This window comes from Rhodopseudomonas sp. P2A-2r (genome assembly GCF_026015985.1).
Classification (GTDB): Bacteria; Pseudomonadota; Alphaproteobacteria; order Rhizobiales; family Xanthobacteraceae; genus Tardiphaga.
The window spans coordinates 491,022-508,036 of the sequence record NZ_CP110389.1 but is presented as its reverse complement, the minus strand read 5'-3'; the positions used below and the strand labels follow the sequence as shown (position 1 = coordinate 508,036).

Genomic DNA, 17,015 nt, shown 5'->3' with positions numbered 1-17,015 from the left:
GCCCGCATGGACAGTATCATCGAAGCCTCATCACTGGCCGGACTTGGTCCGGACACCATTTCCATTTCGAACGTCAACCTCTCGCTCGGCAGCGGCGCGGCGCGGGTTCATATCCTCAAGGATATCAGCCTGCGCGTGGGCTCGGGCGAAGCGATCGGCCTGATCGGGCCGTCGGGATCCGGCAAATCCACCCTGCTGATGGTGATGGCCGGCCTCGAACGTCCTGACAGCGGACAGGTGGTGGTCAACGGTACCGCATTCAATGATCTGGACGAGGACGGCCTCGCACGGTTTCGTGGTCGCCATGTCGGCATCGTCTTCCAGTCCTTCCATCTGATCCCGACCATGACCGCGCTGGAAAACGTCGCGGTGCCCTTGGAACTCGCCGGTCGCGCTGACGCCACTGAGCGCGCCGCGCGCGAGCTGACCTCCGTGGGCCTCGGTGCGCGATTGCATCACTATCCCACGCAGCTGTCCGGCGGCGAGCAGCAGCGCGTGGCGCTGGCCCGCGCGCTGGCGCCGGATCCCGCCATCCTGGTGGCCGACGAGCCGACCGGCAATCTCGACGAGAGCACCGGCAAGCAGATCGTCGACCTGCTGTTCGCACAGCATGCCGAGCGCGGCATGACGCTGGTGCTGGTGACCCATGACACCGCGCTGGCGCAACGCTGCGACCGGGTAGTGCGACTGCGGTCCGGCCGGATCGAGACGGCCTGACATGACCATCGCCATTGAGACCATTCCCGCCAGCCGCGGCCCGTCGCTGGCGCTGCGCTACGCCTTGCGCGAAATGCGCGGCGGGCTGTCCGGCTTCTACGTGTTCGTGGCCTGCATCGCGCTCGGCGTGATGGCAATTGCCGGCGTCGGTTCGGTGGCGGCCTCCCTCAGCGAAGGGCTGGCGCGCGAGGGCCGCACCCTGCTCGGCGGCGATGCCGCCTTCGCGCTGATCCAGCGCGAAGCCAAGCCTGACGAACTGGCCTGGCTCAACGCCCGCGGCAAGGTCTCGGTGGCCGCAACGCTGCGCGCCATGGCGAAAGCGCCCGATGGCCGTCTTGGCCTCGTCGAGCTGAAGGCGGTCGACGACACCTATCCCATGCTTGGCCAGCTCACGCTGGCCCCCGACATGCCGGTCGGCGACCTGCTGGCCGAACGCGACGGCGCCTACGGCGCTGCCGCCGACGCCACGTTGCTGGCGCGGCTCGACCTCAAGGTCGGCGATCGCGTCAGCATCGGCAATGCCAGCTTCGCGATTCGCAGCGTCATCAGCGCCGAGCCGGACAAGCTGTCCGGCGGCGTCGGCTTCGGTCCGCGCTTCCTGATCAGCGAGGCGGCGCTGCGCGCCACCGGCGCGCTGCAGCCCGGCAGCCTGGTACGCTGGACCTATCGCGTCCGGCTGCCCGACGCCGCCGCCAGCAGCGGCGCGGCCAATGCGCTGGCCGACGACGCGCGAAAGGCGCTTCCGCAGGCCGGCTGGGAGATCCGCACCCGCGACAATGCCTCGCCGCAGCTCGAGCGCACCATCACCCGCTTCACCCAGTTCCTGACCTTGGTCGGCCTTGCCGCGCTGCTGGTCGGCGGCGTCGGCGTCGCCAATGCAGTGAAGAGCCATATCGACCGCCGGCGCGACGTGATCGCCTCGTTCAAGGCGCTCGGCGCCACCGGCCGGGATGTGTTCGCGATCTATCTCACCCAGGTGCTGGTGCTCGCCGGCGTCGGATCGCTGATCGGCCTCGCACTCGGCGCGGCGCTTCCGTTCGCCATCGTCGGCCTGTTCGGCAGCCTGCTGCCGCTGCCGGTGGTGCCCGCGGTGCATCCCGGCGAACTGGCGCTGTCGCTGCTGTACGGCCTGCTGACCGCGCTGGCCTTCGGGCTGTGGCCGCTGGCCCGCGTGCATGAAGTGCCGGTAGCCGCCTTGTTCCGCGACGTCGCCAGCAGCGAGGGCCACCGGCCGCGGCCGCGTTACCTCGCATGGATGGCGCTGGTGATCGCGCTGCTGATCGCCGTGGTGATTGGCCTCGCTTATGACAAGCGCGTCGCGGCGGTGTTCGTGGTCTCCTCGATCGTGGTGTTCGGCCTGCTGCGCGGCATCGCCTCCGCCCTGATGGCGCTGGCACGCCGGCTGCCGCGTCCGCGAATCACCATGCTGCGGCTGGCGATCGCCAATATCTACCGGCCCGGCGCGCTGACGCCCTCGGTGGTGATGTCGCTGGGTCTTGGCCTGACCGTGCTGGTGACCATCACCCAGATCGACGGCAATCTGCGCCGCCAGTTCATGGCGGCGCTGCCGGAGAGAGCGCCGTCGTTCTTCTTCATCGACATCCCCTCCACCGAGGCCGACCGCTTCAGCGCCTTCCTAGCGGACAAGGCGCCGGGATCGACCGTCGAGGACGTGCCGATGCTGCGCGGCCGGATCGTGTCGGCGCGCGGCGTCAAGGCCGAGGACCTCAAGCCGTCGTCGGACGCCGAATGGGTGCTGCAGAGCGACCGCGGCCTCAGCTACACCGGCGAGGTGCCCAAGGGCTCGAAAGTGGTCGAGGGCCAATGGTGGGCGCCGGACTACAACGGCCCGCCGCTGGTGTCGTTCGAGAAGAAGCTGGCCGACGGGCTCGGACTCAAGATCGGCGACCCCGTGGTGGTCAACGTGCTCGGCCGCGACATCTCCGCGACCATCAGCAACATGCGGACGGTGGACTGGCAGAGCCTCGGCATAAACTTCGTGCTGGTGTTCTCGCCCAACACGTTTCGCGGCGCGCCGCACACCCACATCGCCACCCTGACCGACGCCCATGGCGCCGACCCCGCCAAGGATGCCGGGCTCGTCAAGGCCGTGGCCGACGCGTTCCCAATGATCACCAGCGTGCGGGTCCGCGAGGCGCTCGACACCATCGGCAACGTCGTCACCAACCTGACGCTGGCGATTCGCGGCGCCAGCGCGGTCACGCTGCTGTCGGCGATTTTGGTGCTTGGCGGCGCACTGGCTGCCGGCCACCGTCACCGCGTCTATGACGCGGTGATTCTGAAGACCCTCGGCGCGACCCGGGTCCGGCTGCTCGGCGCCTACGCGCTGGAATACCTGATGATCGGCCTGGCCACCGCGGTGTTCGGCGTGCTCGCCGGTTCGGTCGCAGCCTGGATGATTGTGACACGACTGATGACGCTGAGCTTCGTCTGGCAGGCCGGCAGCGCCGCCGGTGTGGTTCTGGCCGCGCTTATTGTCACAGTGGGCCTCGGCCTTGCCGGCACGCTGGTCGCGCTTAATCAGAAGCCGGCAACGGTCCTGAGGAATTTGTGACCCGTTTTGGCACGGATCGCCCTTCATCCGGCTGGTTTCGGGTGAATTCTCTATAGAGTCAGGGCTTCGCGGGCTGGCTGGCCGGTAACCTTGCTGGCGCGCGGGCCCTCTGGAGCGACATTCCGCCACGCGTGGAAGCTTGCGCGAAATGTGTTAGTTTACCACATACCAGATTGGGTCAGACGCCGGATCGATTGCTGAAAATTAATAGCAGCGAGAACGGTATCTGGGATAGATTTCGTGCCGACAGTGCAAACCCTTTGCACGCTGCCGGACAACTTCGAGGTTTCGACCATGTCGGACTTAGACCGCAATTACGCTTCTCCTTTCGGCCGGGCGGCCGGGCGTGTTGACGCCGCTGCCGTCGATGCCGGACTGCGCGCCTACATGCTGCGCATCTACAACTACATGACCATCGGCCTGGCCATCACCGGCCTGGCCGCGCTGGGCGTGTACATGGCTGCAGTGACGGCCGATCCGTCGGGCGCCGCGGCCCGGATCGGAAGCTCCTATCTGACGCCGTTCGGCTACGCGATGTTCGTGAGCCCCCTGAAGTGGGTGTTCATGCTGGCACCGCTGGCGATGGTGTTCGCCATCTCGTTCGGCATCAACCGGCTGAAGCCGGCGACCGCACAGCTGCTGTTCTGGGCCTTCTCGGCCTTGATGGGCATCTCGCTGTCGTCGATCTTCCTGGTCTACACGCACACTTCCATCGTGCGGGTGTTCTTCATCACCGCCGCCTCGTTCGGTGCGCTCAGCCTTTACGGCTACACCACCAAGCGTGACATGACGGGCATGGGATCGTTTCTGCTGATGGGCCTGTTCGGTATCATCATCGCCAGCGTCGTGAACATCTTCGTGGCGAGTTCGATGCTGCAGTTCATCGTGTCGGTGGTGGGCGTGCTGGTGTTCGCGGGCCTCACCGCCTGGGATACCCAGCGCCTGAAGAACGATTACATCTACGGCTACGCCTCCCAGGGTGGCGACGTGGCGGAACGGGCGGCGATTACCGGTGCGCTGTCGCTGTACCTGAACTTCATCAACCTGTTCACGCTGCTGCTGCAGCTTCTGGGACAGAAGGAATAACCTTCCGTTTCCTCGCAAAATGCAAAGCCCCGGCCGCAAGGCCGGGGCTTTTTGCTTGTCGGCTGCATGGCCGCTAGATCTCGACCCGGCGCAATGCCGCCCATTCGCGCAGTTGCAGCAGCGCCGGGCGCAGCGCGCGCCCCGCCCCGGTCAGGGCATATTCGACCGCGGCCGGTACCTCGGCTTCGCCTGCCCGCCGCACCAGCCCGTCCCGCTCGAGCTCGCGAAGCTGCTGAATCAGCAGCTTCTGGGAGGCCGCCGGAATCACCCGCTCGAGCTCGGCGAGTTGCAGCACCGGCTCGGCAAGGAGGTGGAAGATGATTCGCGTCTTGTCCTTGCCCTCAAGAATCTTCAGCGCCCCTTCGACGTCGCGCGCCGCGCCGGCAGGCACCGCGCCGGCGGCCTTGCTCTCGGCGGACGAGCCGAGCTTCTTGTTTGTCTTGACCATTCCGCAATCCACCCGATCTGGCAAAGCCACGCCGCGCTGAGCATGACGCCGACGGCAGAATAAATGAAGGACCCGACGGTTGGCGAGTGGCTGCTACGCAGCGAGGCCCTCGCCCGCAACGCGCCCGACCTGCGCAGGCCGGTCGGCGGGGCTTTTATTTTGCCAACGGTATCATTAGGCTCGACGCCATGCCCGACCTTGAAATACGCCCCGCCACCGCCGCCGACCTTGCCGCCATCACCGCGATCTACGACGAGGCGGTGCAGTTCGGCACCGCGACCTTCGAACTGATCCCGCCGGACCTCGCGGAAATGACCCGGCGCTTCGACACGCTCGTCGCCGCCGGCTTCCCCTATCTGGCGGCGCTGCAGGACGGCCAGGTCGCCGGCTACGCCTATGCCGGGCCCTACCGGCCGCGGCCGGCCTATCGCTTCACCGTGGAGAATTCGGTCTATCTCGACCCGGCGGCGCAGCGGCGCGGCATCGGCACGCGGCTGCTGCACCGACTGATCGCGGACTGCGAGGCAGGCGGCTTCCGCCAGATCATCGCGGTGATCGGCGATTCCGCCAATGCCGGCTCCATCGCCCTGCATCGCAATGCCGGCTTCCAGATGATCGGCACCCACCCCGCCGTCGGCCTCAAGTTCGGCCGCTGGCTCGACACCGTGATGATGCAGCGAGCGCTTGGCGAGGGCGGGCAGACGCTGCCTTAGGGGCAGACAGCGAAAAGCTGCCTCACAAGCGCGCTGTCATCGCCCGGCTTGCGCGCATTTGCGCGCCGGACCGGGCGGCCCAGTCAATGCAGGCGTTGGTGATAGAGCCGCAAAGCCTGTGTCTACTGGGTCCCCGCATACGCGGGGACGACAACAGAGCTTGTGGCCCCTCACACCACCGCCAACTTGCGGTCGATCACCAGCAGCACTCGATCCAGCTCATGGCCGCGGCGCAGGATCATGCCGCTGGCCGAGATCACGCTGTAGGCGCCCTGCTTGCGCGACAGCCGCGGGTCCTTCTCGATGCGATAGATCGGCACTTCCGAGGCGCGTCGGAATACCGAGAACACCGCGCGGTCGCGAAGGAAATCGATGGCGTAGTCACGCCATTCGCCGGCGGCGACCATGCGGCCGTAAAGATTGAGAATGCGGTTGAGTTCGAGTCGATTGAAGGTGACCAGCGCGTTCGCGGCGTGGCGATCCGCGGCCCGCGGCTCGCTGGGATCCATTTCCTCCGACGTCGAACTCATGGGCGCCTCCCCGTCATGTGACTGACATGATCGCGCCGTCGGCGCGCCGCCGCAAGGGGCTCGCCGGCCGGCTTTCTCGCGTCGAAACGCCATGTAACGGGATCGTTAGAAGAATCTTATTGCCGCCCGATTTCCGCCCATCGACCGCCCATCTGGGTTGCGACAAGAAGATACTGCGTTGGGCCCGGTTCTTCCGGTCTCGGATTCCTCAGCCCCCAGCCCCCGTGGCCATTGGGATCGGGCCCGTCGCAGGACTACAGACTATTCAGGGGCCAACGCGAGTTGGTCCTTTTTCTTTTGGGGGCGACATGGGGCCCGGACGCGCCGCGGGCGCGGTTTGTCATCGCCCGGCCTGCGCGCACTTGCGCGCAAGGACCGGGCCACCCAGTAATCGCTGTCGTCTGTGATTGAGCCGCAACAGCTGCGTTTACTGCGTCCCCGGATGCGCGGGGACGACAGCCGGTGCATAATGCTACTGTAGCAGCGTGAACGCCGCGCCGAGCATGGCGCCGGGCTTTTCGCGACTGCCGTTCTGCACATAGACCACCGCCGCGTCGACGCCATCGCGCGACACGTTTTCCAGCGGCACCGTCCAGTTCGCCGCGGCGCCGGTCCAGTCGCCGACCTTCAGCCAGCCGCGCACCACGTTGTTGTAGGTCAACTGGCGGCCGCGATTCTCGCCGCGTCCGATGGTGATCGGCACCGAGCGCGACACCGAACAGATCCACACTTCACCATGCGAGAGCACGGCGCTCTTGCCCGCAGCCGCCACCGATACCTTGACCTCTTTGCCTGCGACCGTCATCGCGACCGGCACTGACATCACGGCCTCGCTTTTGCGGGTTTCCTCGATGGCGCTATCGATGCGCGCGCGATCGCTGCCGATCACCTGGCGCTCGCCATTGACGATCATCTGCGGCGTATAGACGTCGCGATCGCCCCGCATGTGGGAATAGGCCTTCTGGCGGGCGCTGAAGCGTGAATCCGCCAGCGTGTCCTTCCAGCCGAGATAGTCCCAGTAATCGATCGGCATGCTGAGCGCGATGACCGACGGATCCTTCGCCAGTTCGCCGACAACCTTGTCCGCGGGAGGGCAGGATGAGCAACCCTGCGACGTGAACAGCTCGACCACCGCGCGCGGTTCGGCGGACGCGGAACTCACCCAAGTAACGATGGCGCAGGCGCTGATCGCAACCGACCATCGAGATATGCCGCTACAGGCCATCATCATTGCTGCCACGTTAAAACCAGAACAAACCCTCCGCCGACGCCTGGCACGCCCAAGCCCTAATGCGGGAAGGCGGCCCTTCATAGGCCGCCTTCCGTTCACTCACCACTCACTTCGCAGTGAGGCAATGGGTCGCATCGCCCGTGTCAGGCCACCAGCTGGCGCAGCACGTACTGCAGGATCCCGCCGTTGCGGTAGTATTCGAGCTCGTCGAGCGTATCGATGCGGCACAGCAGCGGCACCTTGCGCAGGTTGCCATCGGCCGACACGATCTCGGCGGTCAGCATCTGCCGGGGCTTCAGGTCGCCCTGCAGGCCGCGGATCGTGACCTTCTCGTCGCCCTTCAGATCGAGCGACTTCCACGACGTGCCGTTCTCGAAGGTCAGCGGCAGCACGCCCATGCCGACCAGGTTCGAGCGATGGATGCGTTCGAAGCTCTCGCAGACCACGGCGCGCACGCCGAGCAGACGGGTGCCCTTGGCGGCCCAGTCGCGCGACGAACCGTTGCCGTATTCGGCGCCGGCGAACACCACCAATGGCACCTTCTCGGCCTGATACTTCATCGCGGCATCGTAGATCGACATCTGCTCGCCGTCGGGCCAGTGCTTGGTGAAGCCGCCTTCCGGAATGTTGCCGTCGGCGCCCTTCAGCATGAAGTTCTTGATGCGGATGTTGGCGAAGGTGCCGCGCATCATCACCTGATGGTTGCCGCGCCGGGTGCCGTACTGGTTGAAGTCGGCGGGACGCACCTGGTGCTCCGACAGATACTTGCCGGCCGGCGAGGTCAGCTTGATGGCGCCGGCGGGAGATGTGGTCGGTGGTGATCTTGTCGCCGAACACCGCGAGAATGCGCGCATCGATCACGTCCACGATGGCTTCCGGCTCGCGCTTCATGCCTTCGAAGTAGGGCGGGTTCTGCACATAGGTCGAGCCCATGTTCCAGCGGTAGGTCTCGCTCTCCACGGTCTTGATCTTGCGCCAGTTGGTGTCGCCCTTGAACACGTCGGCATACTTCTTCTTGAAGATCGCCGCGGTGACGTACTTCTTCATGAAGGCGTTGATCTCCTTCGTGGTCGGCCAGATGTCCTTGAGATAGACCGGCTTGCCATCCTTGCCGGTACCGATTGGCTCGACCGCGAGGTTCTTGGTGACCGAACCGGCGAGCGCATAGGCAACCACCAGCGGCGGCGAAGCCAGGTAGTTGGCCTGCACGTCCGGCGAGACGCGGCCTTCGAAGTTGCGGTTACCCGACAGCACGGCAGCGGCGATGATGCCGTTGTCGTTGATCGACTTGGAGATCTCCTCCGGCAGCGGACCGGAATTGCCGATGCAGGTGGTGCAACCGAAGCCGATCAGGTTGAAGCCGACCTTGTCGAGATCCTTCTGCAGACCCGAATTCGCCAAATATTCGGCGACCACCTGGCTGCCTGGAGCCAGCGAGGTCTTCACCCACGGCTTGGTCTTGAGGCCCAGCGCCACTGCCTTGCGCGCCAGCAGGCCGGCACCGATCAGCACCGAGGGATTCGAGGTGTTGGTGCATGACGTGATCGCGGCGATCGCCACGTCGCCATGGCCGAGGTCGAAATTCTTGCCCTCGACGGTGAAGCGCGCGTCGTGGTCAGTGGCCTTCTTGTATTCCGCGGTCATGGCAGCGGCGAAGCCTTCGGCGATCGCCGGCAGCGCGACGCGGCCTTCCGGACGCTTCGGGCCGGCCATCGACGGCACGACGTCGCCGAGATCCAGCTTCAGCGTTTCGGTGAATACCGGATCCGCCGACTTGGCAGTGCGGAACAGGCCCTGCGCCTTGGCATAGGCGGTGACCAGCGCCACGCGGTCCGCCTTGCGGCCCGAGGTTTTGAGATAATCGAGCGTCGCGGCGTCGACCGGGAAGAAGCCGCAGGTGGCGCCGTATTCCGGCGCCATGTTGGCGATGGTCGCCTTGTCCGCGACCGAGAGGAAGTCGAGGCCGGGTCCGAAGAACTCGACGAACTTGCCGACCACGCCCTGCTTGCGCAGCATCTGCGTGACGGTGAGCACGAGGTCGGTGGCGGTGACGCCTTCCTTGAGCGCGCCCGACAGCTTGAAGCCGATCACTTCCGGCAGCAGCATCGACTGCGGCTGGCCGAGCATCGCGGCTTCCGCCTCGATGCCGCCGACGCCCCAGCCGAGCACGGCGAGACCGTTGACCATGGTGGTGTGCGAATCGGTGCCGACCAGCGTGTCAGGATAGGCGACCTCATAGGTCGCGGTCTTCTTGCCGACGGTCATCTTCTGCTTCTTGGTCCAGACCGTCTGGGCCAGGTATTCGAGATTGACCTGGTGGCAGATGCCGGTGCCGGGCGGCACCACGGAGAAGTTCGAGAACGCCTTCTGGCCCCACTTCAGGAATTCGTAGCGCTCCTGGTTCTGCTTGTATTCCTCGGCGACGTTCTTGCCGAACGCCTTGTTGTCACCGAAGAAGTTCACGATCACCGAGTGATCGATGACGAGATCGACGGGGACCAGCGGGTTGATCTTCTCGGCGTCGCCGCCGAGCGCCTGCATGGCGTTGCGCATGGCGGCCAGATCGACCACCGCGGGGACGCCGGTGAAATCCTGCATCAGCACGCGCGCGGGGCGGAACGACACTTCATGTTCGAGCTTGCGCTTCTTCAGCCATTTGGCGACAGCGAGAATGTCGGCCTTCTTGACGGTGCGGTCGTCCTCATGGCGCAGCAGGTTTTCCAGCAGCACCTTCATCGAATAGGGCAGCTTGGAAATGCCCGTCAGACCGTTCTTTTCGGCCAGCGGAAGGCTGTAATAGACATAGGTCTTGGCGCCAACCTTGAGGGTCTTCTGGCACTTGAAGCTGTCGAGCGAGGTCATGTGAGGCGGTCCCAATTCATCGTTTCAGGGATACCCGGCAAAAGGTATCAATACACCGTTGCAACCACAGCCTGATTGGCTTGCAGGCGCCGATTGTGTGCTGCATCAAGTTCCGGCTTATAGAATCTTTCCAGACGCGCCGCCACAGCGACAATCGTCTCGAAGCAATGCGATGGCCGGGGCGCGGATCGAACATGAAATGGGGATCCATGCGGCTTTCGGGACGCGGCGTCAGGTGCATCAGGGGCGGCCGCGAGGTCTTCGCCGGGCTCGATTTTCACGCCGAGGCCGGCGAGGCGCTGGCGATTGTCGGCCCCAACGGCGCCGGAAAGACCTCGCTGCTGCGCCAGATCGCCGGCCTGCTGGCCATCGCGGACGGCAGCATCGACCTCGCCGGCGGTGACGCCGAGCTGACCCTGATCGAACAGGCGCACTACCTCGGCCACCGCGACGCCATGAAGCCGGCGCTGACGGTGACGGAAAACCTGACCTTCTGGGCGGACTTTCTCGGCGGCGAAGTCACCGCCCCTCCGAATGCATCGCAGCGGTCGGCCTCGGCCACGCCGCGCAGCTGCCGGCCGGCTTTCTCTCCGCCGGCCAGCGCCGCCGGCTGTCGATCGCCCGGCTGCTGACGGTGTGGCGCCCGATCTGGCTGCTCGACGAGCCGACTTCGGCACTCGACCTCGCCAGCCAGCGCATCTTCGCCGGCCTGATGACCACGCATCTCGGCCGCGGCGGCATGATCATCGCCGCCACCCACGCCCCGCTCGGCATCGACGCCCGCGAGTTGGTGATCGGGGGCGGGATGACCGCCCTCGGGGCGCTGATTCGGCGCGACATCCGGATCGCCATGCGGGTCGGCGGCGGTGCGCTGATCGGCGTGCTGTTCTTCCTTACGGTGGTGGTGCTGATGCCGTTCGCGCTCGGCCCCGACCTCGCTTTGCTGGCGCGGCTCGGCCCGGCGATCCTGTGGCTCGGCGCCCTGCTCGCCAGCCTGCTGACCCTCGACCGGCTGTTCATGGCCGATCACGAGGACGGCTCGCTGGACCTGCTGCTGATGAGCCGCACCCCGCTGGAACTGGCTTGCGCCGCCAAGGCGCTGGCGCACTGGATCGCCGCCGGCCTGCCGCTGATCCTCGCCACCCCGGTGCTCGGCCTGCTGCTCAACCTCGACGGCAACGCCACTTTGGCGGTGGCCGTCACCCTGCTGGCGGGAACCCCGGCGCTTACCTTCACCGGCATGATCGGCGCCGCTTTGGCGGTCACGCTGCAGCGCGGCGGGTTGCTGCTGGCGGTGCTGGTTTTGCCGCTGTCGATCCCGGTGCTGATTTTTGGCGTCGCCGCATCAAACGCGGCCATCACCGGCCCGTTATCGTTCGGCACGCCGTTCTCCATTCTCTGCGCGCTGTCGCTGGCCAGCCTCGTCATCGGACCGTTCGCGGCGGCGGCCAGCCTGCGCCACGGGCTGGATTGATCCCGGCGATTGTCAGGCGCTTAAAAACGGCGACAATACAGCCGGTTGGAACCGAGGCGAGCAAGGCACGATGAACCTCTTCAATGCTCATGGACCGTCATGCGGCTGCGGCGTCAGCCGGCGCCGTCTCCTCGCCGGCGGCGCGGCACTGGCCGTCGCTTCCGCCCTGCCCGGCGCGGCAACCGCGCAAACCCCGCCGCCGTTCCGCGTCGACGTGCATCACCACCTGACCCCGCCCGACTACATCGCCGCGGTCAATCCGCGGATCAAGCTGTCGCCACCGTCGCTCGGCTGGAGCGTGCAGAAATCCCTCGACGACATGGACGCCGCCGGCGTGCAGACCGCCGTGCTGTCGATCACCACCCCCGGCCTGTGGTTCGGCGACGCCGCTGCCGCAGCAAAGCTGTCGCGCGGCTGCAACGACTACGCCGCTCGATTGATAACAGACCATCCGGGCCGCTTCGGCTCGTTCGCGGCATTGCCGATGCTCAATGCCGACGCCACCCTGGGCGAGATCGCTTACGCCTTCGACACGCTGAAGGCCGACGGCGTCTGCGTGTTCACCAGCTATGACGGCAAGTGGCTGGGCGACGCCGCCTTCGTGCCGATCTTCGACGAATTGAACCGGCGCAAGGCGGTGGTCTCGGTGCATCCCACCACGGCGGCCTGCTGCGGCAATCTGATGCCGTTCATTCCCGACACGGTGATCGAATTCGGCACCGATACCTCGCGCACAATTGCCAGCTTGGTGTTTTCCGGCGCCACCGACCGCTGGCCGGACATCAGGTTCATCTTCTCCCATGCCGGCGGCACCATGCCGTTCCTGATCGAGCGTTTCGAGTTTCTCGCCCGCCAGCCGCAAGCGGCCAAGATGGTGCCGGGAGGGGTGCGAGCCGCGCTGCGAAAACTGTTTTACGACACCGCGCAGGCCTCCAACCCCGCCGCCATGGGCGCGCTGCGTGACCTGGTCGAAACGTCGCAGATCGTGTTCGGCACCGACTTCCCTTACCGAACCGGGCCGGAGCACGTCACCAACCTCGCCAATTGCGGCTTCGAGGCGCGCGATCTCCGCCGAATCGAGCGCGACAATGCGCTCGGCCTGCTGCCGCGGCTGCGCGCCTGACCGCGCAAATGACCGCAACGACGTCGCCAAACATTGATCTGGATCCACCTGACATCGCCCGCCGGGCTGCTATAACCCCGCCATGACCCTGACCGACCTCGCCAATCCCACAAAATTCCTGTCGCTGACCACACGGCTGCTGCCGTGGCTGGCCGGCGTGACCGCTGTCCTGCTCGCGATCGGGCTCTATCAGTCGGCGATGGCGCCGGACGACTATCAGCAAGGCGCCACCGTCAAGATCATGTTCATCCACGTGCCCAATGCCTGGCTGTCGATGTTCGTCTGGGGCGTGATGAGCCTGGCTGCCCTGGGCACGCTGGTGTGGCGGCATCCGCTCGCCGACGTCGCCGCCAAGGCTGCCGCGCCGATCGGCGCGGCCTTCACCTTTCTGGCCCTGGTCACCGGCTCCCTGTGGGGCCGGCCGATGTGGGGCACCTATTGGGAATGGGACGCGCGGCTGACCTCGGTGCTGATCATGTTCCTGATGTATCTCGGCCTGATCGCGCTGTGGCGCGCGGTGGAGGATCCCTCGCGCGCCGCCCGCGCAGCCGCGATCCTCACTTTGGTCGGCGCCATCAATATTCCGATCATCAAGTTCTCGGTCGACTGGTGGAATACGCTGCACCAGCCGGCCTCGGTGATGCGGATGGGCGGCTCGTCGCTCGACAAGGCCTTCCTGATTCCGCTGCTGGTGATGGCAGTGGCCTTCTCGCTGCTGTTCGTCACGCTGCACCTCGCCGCCATGCGCAACGAGATCCTGCGCCGGCGCGTGCGCGCGCTGCAGATGCAGCAGGCCAGCCAGCGACCGGCGCTGTCGTGATGGCGCTCGGTCCCTACGCCAGCTTCATCGTTACCTCCTACCTGCTGGTGGCAGCCGTGGTGCTGATCCTGATTGTCTGGATCGCCATCGACCATCGCCGCCAGAAGCAGCATCTGCGCGCGCTCGAAGCCAGCGGCATCGTCCGCCGCTCCGGCCGCAGCGCCACGGACATGTCATGAGCGAGCAGGCCCTCCCCAAGCGCCGCTCCTGGCTGATGGCGCTGCCGCTGCTGGCCTTCGCGGTGATGGTGGCGCTGTTCTGGTTCAAGCTCGGCTCGGGCGATCCCTCGAAGCTTCCCTCGGCCCTGATCGGCCGGCCGGCGCCGCAGACCGCACTGCCGGCGCTGGACGGACTCACCAATAACGGCGCGCCAGTGTCCGGCCTCGATCCCGCAGCCTTCATGGGCAAGGTCAGTCTGGTCAATGTCTGGGCGTCGTGGTGCGTGCCTTGTCACGAGGAAGCGCCGCTGCTGACCGAGCTTGGCAAGGACAAGCGGCTGCAGCTGGTCGGCATCAACTACAAGGACGCAGCCGACAATGCCCGGCGTTTCCTCGGCCGCTACGGCAATCCGTTCGGCATTGTCGGCGTCGACGCCAACGGCCGCGGCGCCATCGAGTGGGGTGTCTACGGCGTGCCGGAGACCTTCCTGGTCGGCCGCGACGGCCGCATCGCCTACAAGCTGGTGGGCGGCATCACGCCGGAGAATTTCGAGCGCGTGCTGAAGGTCGAGATCGACAAGGCGCTGAAGGCGGGGAGCTAGCTCCGCGTCGTCCCGGACAAGTGAGCGCAACGAACGCGATCCGGGACCCATAACCCCGCCTTCTCGCTTCTCGTGGTATCTTTCTGCCTGAACACGTCATCGGAGGTGATGGGCCCGCGCTCGCGCTGGCGCGCGACTTGCCGGGACGACAGAAATAATCTTTTGCTTTTATCTGCGGTTCATTTCACCGCCTTGCGTCCGCCATGAATGGACCGCTAGCTTGGATTGTTACTTAAACAGTCCTTGGAGGACATCCCATGCGTCACTTCTCGATTGCTTCACTCACTGCCGCTGCACTCACCCTCGGCCTGCTCGCCGCCTCGCCCTCGATGGCCCAGACCGCGCAGCCCGCGGCGCCTGCCACCAAGATGGCGCCTGCTGCCACGGGCAAGATGGCTCCCGCCACTGAATCCAAAATGGCGCCGGCACCTAAGGCCGAACTGATCGACATCAATTCCGCCAGCGCCGACGTGCTCGACGCGCTGCCCGGTATCGGCAAGGCCTATTCGGCCGCGATCATCAAGGGCCGCCCCTACAAGGGCAAGGACGAACTGGTCCAGAAGAAGATCGTGCCGGAAAAGACCTATGACGGCATCAAGGACAAGATCATCGCCAAGCAGAAGAGCTGATCGATCTGTTACTTGAGTTGATCTTCAAACGCATCGGCGCACCCGCGCCGGTGCGTTTTGCTTCGGAGACGAATGCCGAACGGGGCCCCGTCCTCGTTCCCCGGACGCGGTGCACTGCGCCGCTCCCGACGATGCGAAGCATCGTTTGGGGCGGCGTGGTGCGCCGCAGATCCGGGGTCCAGGCGATGCGCAGAACAAGCCGGGATCCCGGATCTGCGCAGCAGCGTGAAGAACGCTGCAGCGCGTCCGGGACACGAGGGAGGCGCTATTTCGTGACGTCACCTTCGTCGACCGCGCTCTCGGCGAGCGACACCGGCTCCAAATGATAGCGCTTCACCAGCGGCATCTGCGACACCGCAAAGATCATCGTCAGCGGGATCACGCCGAACGCCTTGAACGCTACCCAGAAATCGGTGGTCTGGGTCCGCCAGATAATCTCGTTCAAGATCGCCATGGCGAAGAAGAACATCGCCCAACGCAACGTCAGCGCCCGCCATCCGGCCGGCGTCAGGTTGAACATCTGGTCGAACATGATGGCGATGAACGAGCGGCCGAACAGCAATCCGCCGCCGAGGATCGCTGCGAACAACCCATAGATGATGGTCGGCTTGACCTTGATGAACGTCTCGTCGTGCAGAACCAGCGTGAGGGTGCCGAACACGATGACGATCACGCCGGTGACCAGCGCCATGATCGGCACGTGCTTCGTCACCACATAGGACGCGATCATCGCCACCACGATGGCCACCATGAAGGCGCCGGTGGCGATGAACAGATTGCCCTTGGCGTTGGCGATGAAGAAGATCACCAGCGGCCCCAGTTCGGTGGCGAGCTTGAAAAGCGGGTGCGGCTGGGTTTTTGTCATCGTGTCCATCGATCGTCGTTTGGTGAGGAAGAAGCTTGAGCGATCTTGTCAGAATTCTGCTGGAAAGGCTGTTGGGCTGGGCGCAAAAGCATCTCTACCGAGGCCCTTCGCGCCATTGGAACGAGATCGATGCCATCGACCGGCTAGGGCGGCTCGCCTTGATGGCCATTGTGCTGATCGTGATCTTTGCCCCACTTGGCTGGCTTCTGTTTGGCTAGTCGATACCCGCAATCGCCTGGGCGAAATCCCGCGCGGTGAACGGCGCGAGATCGTCGATGCCCTCGCCGACGCCGATGAAATGCACCGGCAGTTTGAACTTCTCCGCCAGCGCCACCAGGATGCCGCCGCGCGCGGTGCCGTCGAGCTTGGTCATCACCAGGCCGGTGACCCCAGCCATACGATGAAACGCCTCGACCTGCGACAGCGCGTTTTGTCCCACCGTGGCGTCGAGCACCAGCAGCACCGCATGCGGCGCCGACGCGTCGACCTTTTTGATGACGCGGACGACCTTCTCCAGCTCGACCATCAGCTCGGCCTTGTTCTGCAGCCGGCCGGCGGTATCGATCAGCAGCACGTCGCGGCTGTTGGCGCGGGCTTCGGTGACGGCGGTAAAGGCGAGGCTCGCCGAATCCGAGCCCTGCGCGGCGGCGATGACCGGTGTCTTTGTCCGCTCGCCCCAGACCTTCAACTGCTCGATCGCCGCTGCGCGAAGCGTGTCGCCGGCGGCGAGCATGACCTTGCGGCCTTCGGCGGAGAATTTTGCGGCGAGCTTGCCGATGGTGGTGGTCTTGCCGGAGCCGTTGACGCCAACCACCAGGATCACAAAGGGCTTCTGCTGGGAGTCGACGACCAGCGGCTTGGCCACCGCCGACAGCACCTTTTCGACCTCGGTGGCGACCACGCCCTTCACGTCGTCGGCGGAGATCGCCTTGTCGTAGCGACCGTGGCCGACTGCCTTGGCGATCCGCGCCGCCACCTCGGTGCCGAGGTCGGCGCGCAGCAGCACGTCCTCGATATCCTCGAGCATGGCGCGGTCGAGCTTGCGCTTGGTGACGAGGTCGGCGACCGCGGTTCCCAGCGAGCTCGAGGTGCGTTTCAGGCCGCTGGACAGCCGCCGCCACCAGCTCAGTTTCGGCGTTTCAGGAGTGTCGTTCATGTCGGGGCTGTGTTAGCCGTTTCGCG

The 17,015-nt window shown here is 65.6% G+C and carries 16 protein-coding genes and 2 pseudogenes; 12 read left to right on the top strand and 6 right to left on the bottom strand.

Annotated features, from left to right (window positions below; translation table 11 throughout):
* Window positions 1-6 precede the first annotated feature (6 nt).
* From ONR75_RS02410 to ONR75_RS02400, 3 genes are all read left to right on the top strand, one after another.
* The gene (locus tag ONR75_RS02410; RefSeq protein WP_265081218.1) at window positions 7-717 is read left to right on the top strand and encodes an ABC transporter ATP-binding protein; all 711 of its coding nucleotides are present in this window, start codon (window positions 7-9) and stop codon (window positions 715-717) included.
* 1 nt (window position 718) lies between these two features.
* On the top strand, window positions 719-3,292 hold the full coding sequence (locus ONR75_RS02405) for an ABC transporter permease (RefSeq protein ID WP_265081217.1): 2,574 nt from the start codon (window positions 719-721) through the stop codon (window positions 3,290-3,292).
* Between the two features lie 294 nt (window positions 3,293-3,586).
* Window positions 3,587-4,378, top strand: a complete 792-nt coding sequence (locus ONR75_RS02400; protein ID WP_265083502.1) for a Bax inhibitor-1/YccA family protein — start codon at window positions 3,587-3,589, stop codon at window positions 4,376-4,378.
* Between the two features lie 73 nt (window positions 4,379-4,451).
* On the opposite strand, the gene ONR75_RS02395 is transcribed toward ONR75_RS02400, so the two are convergent.
* Complete coding sequence (locus ONR75_RS02395) at window positions 4,452-4,826, bottom strand: winged helix-turn-helix transcriptional regulator (protein ID WP_265081216.1); 375 nt, start codon at window positions 4,824-4,826, stop codon at window positions 4,452-4,454.
* Window positions 4,827-5,014: 188 nt separating this feature from the next.
* Between ONR75_RS02395 and ONR75_RS02390 the strand changes: the two genes are divergently transcribed.
* The gene (locus tag ONR75_RS02390; protein ID WP_265081215.1) at window positions 5,015-5,539 is read left to right on the top strand and encodes a GNAT family N-acetyltransferase; all 525 of its coding nucleotides are present in this window, start codon (window positions 5,015-5,017) and stop codon (window positions 5,537-5,539) included.
* A gap of 170 nt (window positions 5,540-5,709) precedes the next feature.
* On the opposite strand, the gene ONR75_RS02385 is transcribed toward ONR75_RS02390, so the two are convergent.
* The 3 genes and pseudogenes from ONR75_RS02385 to acnA form a co-directional block, all read right to left on the bottom strand.
* Window positions 5,710-6,069: a DUF2794 domain-containing protein gene (locus ONR75_RS02385; RefSeq protein ID WP_265081214.1), complete on the bottom strand. Its 360-nt coding sequence runs from the start codon at window positions 6,067-6,069 to the stop codon at window positions 5,710-5,712.
* A 472-nt stretch (window positions 6,070-6,541) separates the two neighbouring features.
* A complete protein-coding gene (locus tag ONR75_RS02380; RefSeq protein WP_413776483.1) occupies window positions 6,542-7,297 on the bottom strand; it encodes a DUF1223 domain-containing protein in 756 nt (251 codons plus the stop codon).
* Between the two features lie 146 nt (window positions 7,298-7,443).
* Window positions 7,444-10,162: pseudogene (gene acnA / locus ONR75_RS02375) on the bottom strand (aconitate hydratase AcnA).
* A 209-nt stretch (window positions 10,163-10,371) separates the two neighbouring features.
* Here acnA and ccmA point away from each other — a divergent pair.
* From ccmA to ONR75_RS02340, 7 genes and pseudogenes are all read left to right on the top strand, one after another.
* Window positions 10,372-10,964, top strand: a pseudogene (gene ccmA, locus ONR75_RS02370) (heme ABC exporter ATP-binding protein CcmA); the annotation flags it as partial.
* A 3-nt stretch (window positions 10,965-10,967) separates the two neighbouring features.
* Complete coding sequence (gene ccmB, locus ONR75_RS02365) at window positions 10,968-11,636, top strand: heme exporter protein CcmB (protein WP_265083501.1); 669 nt, start codon at window positions 10,968-10,970, stop codon at window positions 11,634-11,636.
* 70 nt (window positions 11,637-11,706) lie between these two features.
* On the top strand, window positions 11,707-12,759 hold the full coding sequence (locus ONR75_RS02360) for an amidohydrolase family protein (RefSeq protein WP_265081212.1): 1,053 nt from the start codon (window positions 11,707-11,709) through the stop codon (window positions 12,757-12,759).
* Window positions 12,760-12,841: 82 nt separating this feature from the next.
* A complete protein-coding gene (locus ONR75_RS02355; protein WP_265081211.1) occupies window positions 12,842-13,579 on the top strand; it encodes a heme ABC transporter permease in 738 nt (245 codons plus the stop codon).
* Window positions 13,579-13,758, top strand: coding sequence for a heme exporter protein CcmD (ccmD, locus tag ONR75_RS02350; protein WP_265081210.1), 180 nt, complete (start codon window positions 13,579-13,581; stop codon window positions 13,756-13,758). The genes ONR75_RS02355 and ccmD overlap by 1 nt, the downstream gene beginning before the upstream one ends.
* Window positions 13,755-14,339 carry a DsbE family thiol:disulfide interchange protein gene (locus tag ONR75_RS02345; protein ID WP_265081209.1) on the top strand — a complete coding sequence of 195 codons (585 nt, stop codon included), beginning with the start codon at window positions 13,755-13,757 and terminating at the stop codon, window positions 14,337-14,339. The genes ccmD and ONR75_RS02345 overlap by 4 nt, the downstream gene beginning before the upstream one ends.
* A gap of 257 nt (window positions 14,340-14,596) precedes the next feature.
* Window positions 14,597-14,968, top strand: coding sequence for a ComEA family DNA-binding protein (locus ONR75_RS02340; RefSeq protein WP_265081208.1), 372 nt, complete (start codon window positions 14,597-14,599; stop codon window positions 14,966-14,968).
* Window positions 14,969-15,233: 265 nt separating this feature from the next.
* Here the strand turns inward: ONR75_RS02340 and ONR75_RS02335 are convergent, their stop codons facing one another.
* Window positions 15,234-15,833 (bottom strand): septation protein A, encoded by a 600-nt coding sequence (locus ONR75_RS02335; RefSeq protein WP_265081207.1) that lies wholly within the window; start codon window positions 15,831-15,833, stop codon window positions 15,234-15,236.
* A 35-nt stretch (window positions 15,834-15,868) separates the two neighbouring features.
* Between ONR75_RS02335 and ONR75_RS02330 the strand changes: the two genes are divergently transcribed.
* Window positions 15,869-16,051: a hypothetical protein gene (locus ONR75_RS02330; RefSeq protein ID WP_265081206.1), complete on the top strand. Its 183-nt coding sequence runs from the start codon at window positions 15,869-15,871 to the stop codon at window positions 16,049-16,051.
* On the opposite strand, the gene ftsY is transcribed toward ONR75_RS02330, so the two are convergent.
* Window positions 16,048-16,989, bottom strand: coding sequence for a signal recognition particle-docking protein FtsY (gene ftsY / locus ONR75_RS02325; protein ID WP_265081205.1), 942 nt, complete (start codon window positions 16,987-16,989; stop codon window positions 16,048-16,050). The genes ONR75_RS02330 and ftsY overlap by 4 nt on opposite strands.
* Between the last annotated feature and the right edge of the window lie 26 nt (window positions 16,990-17,015).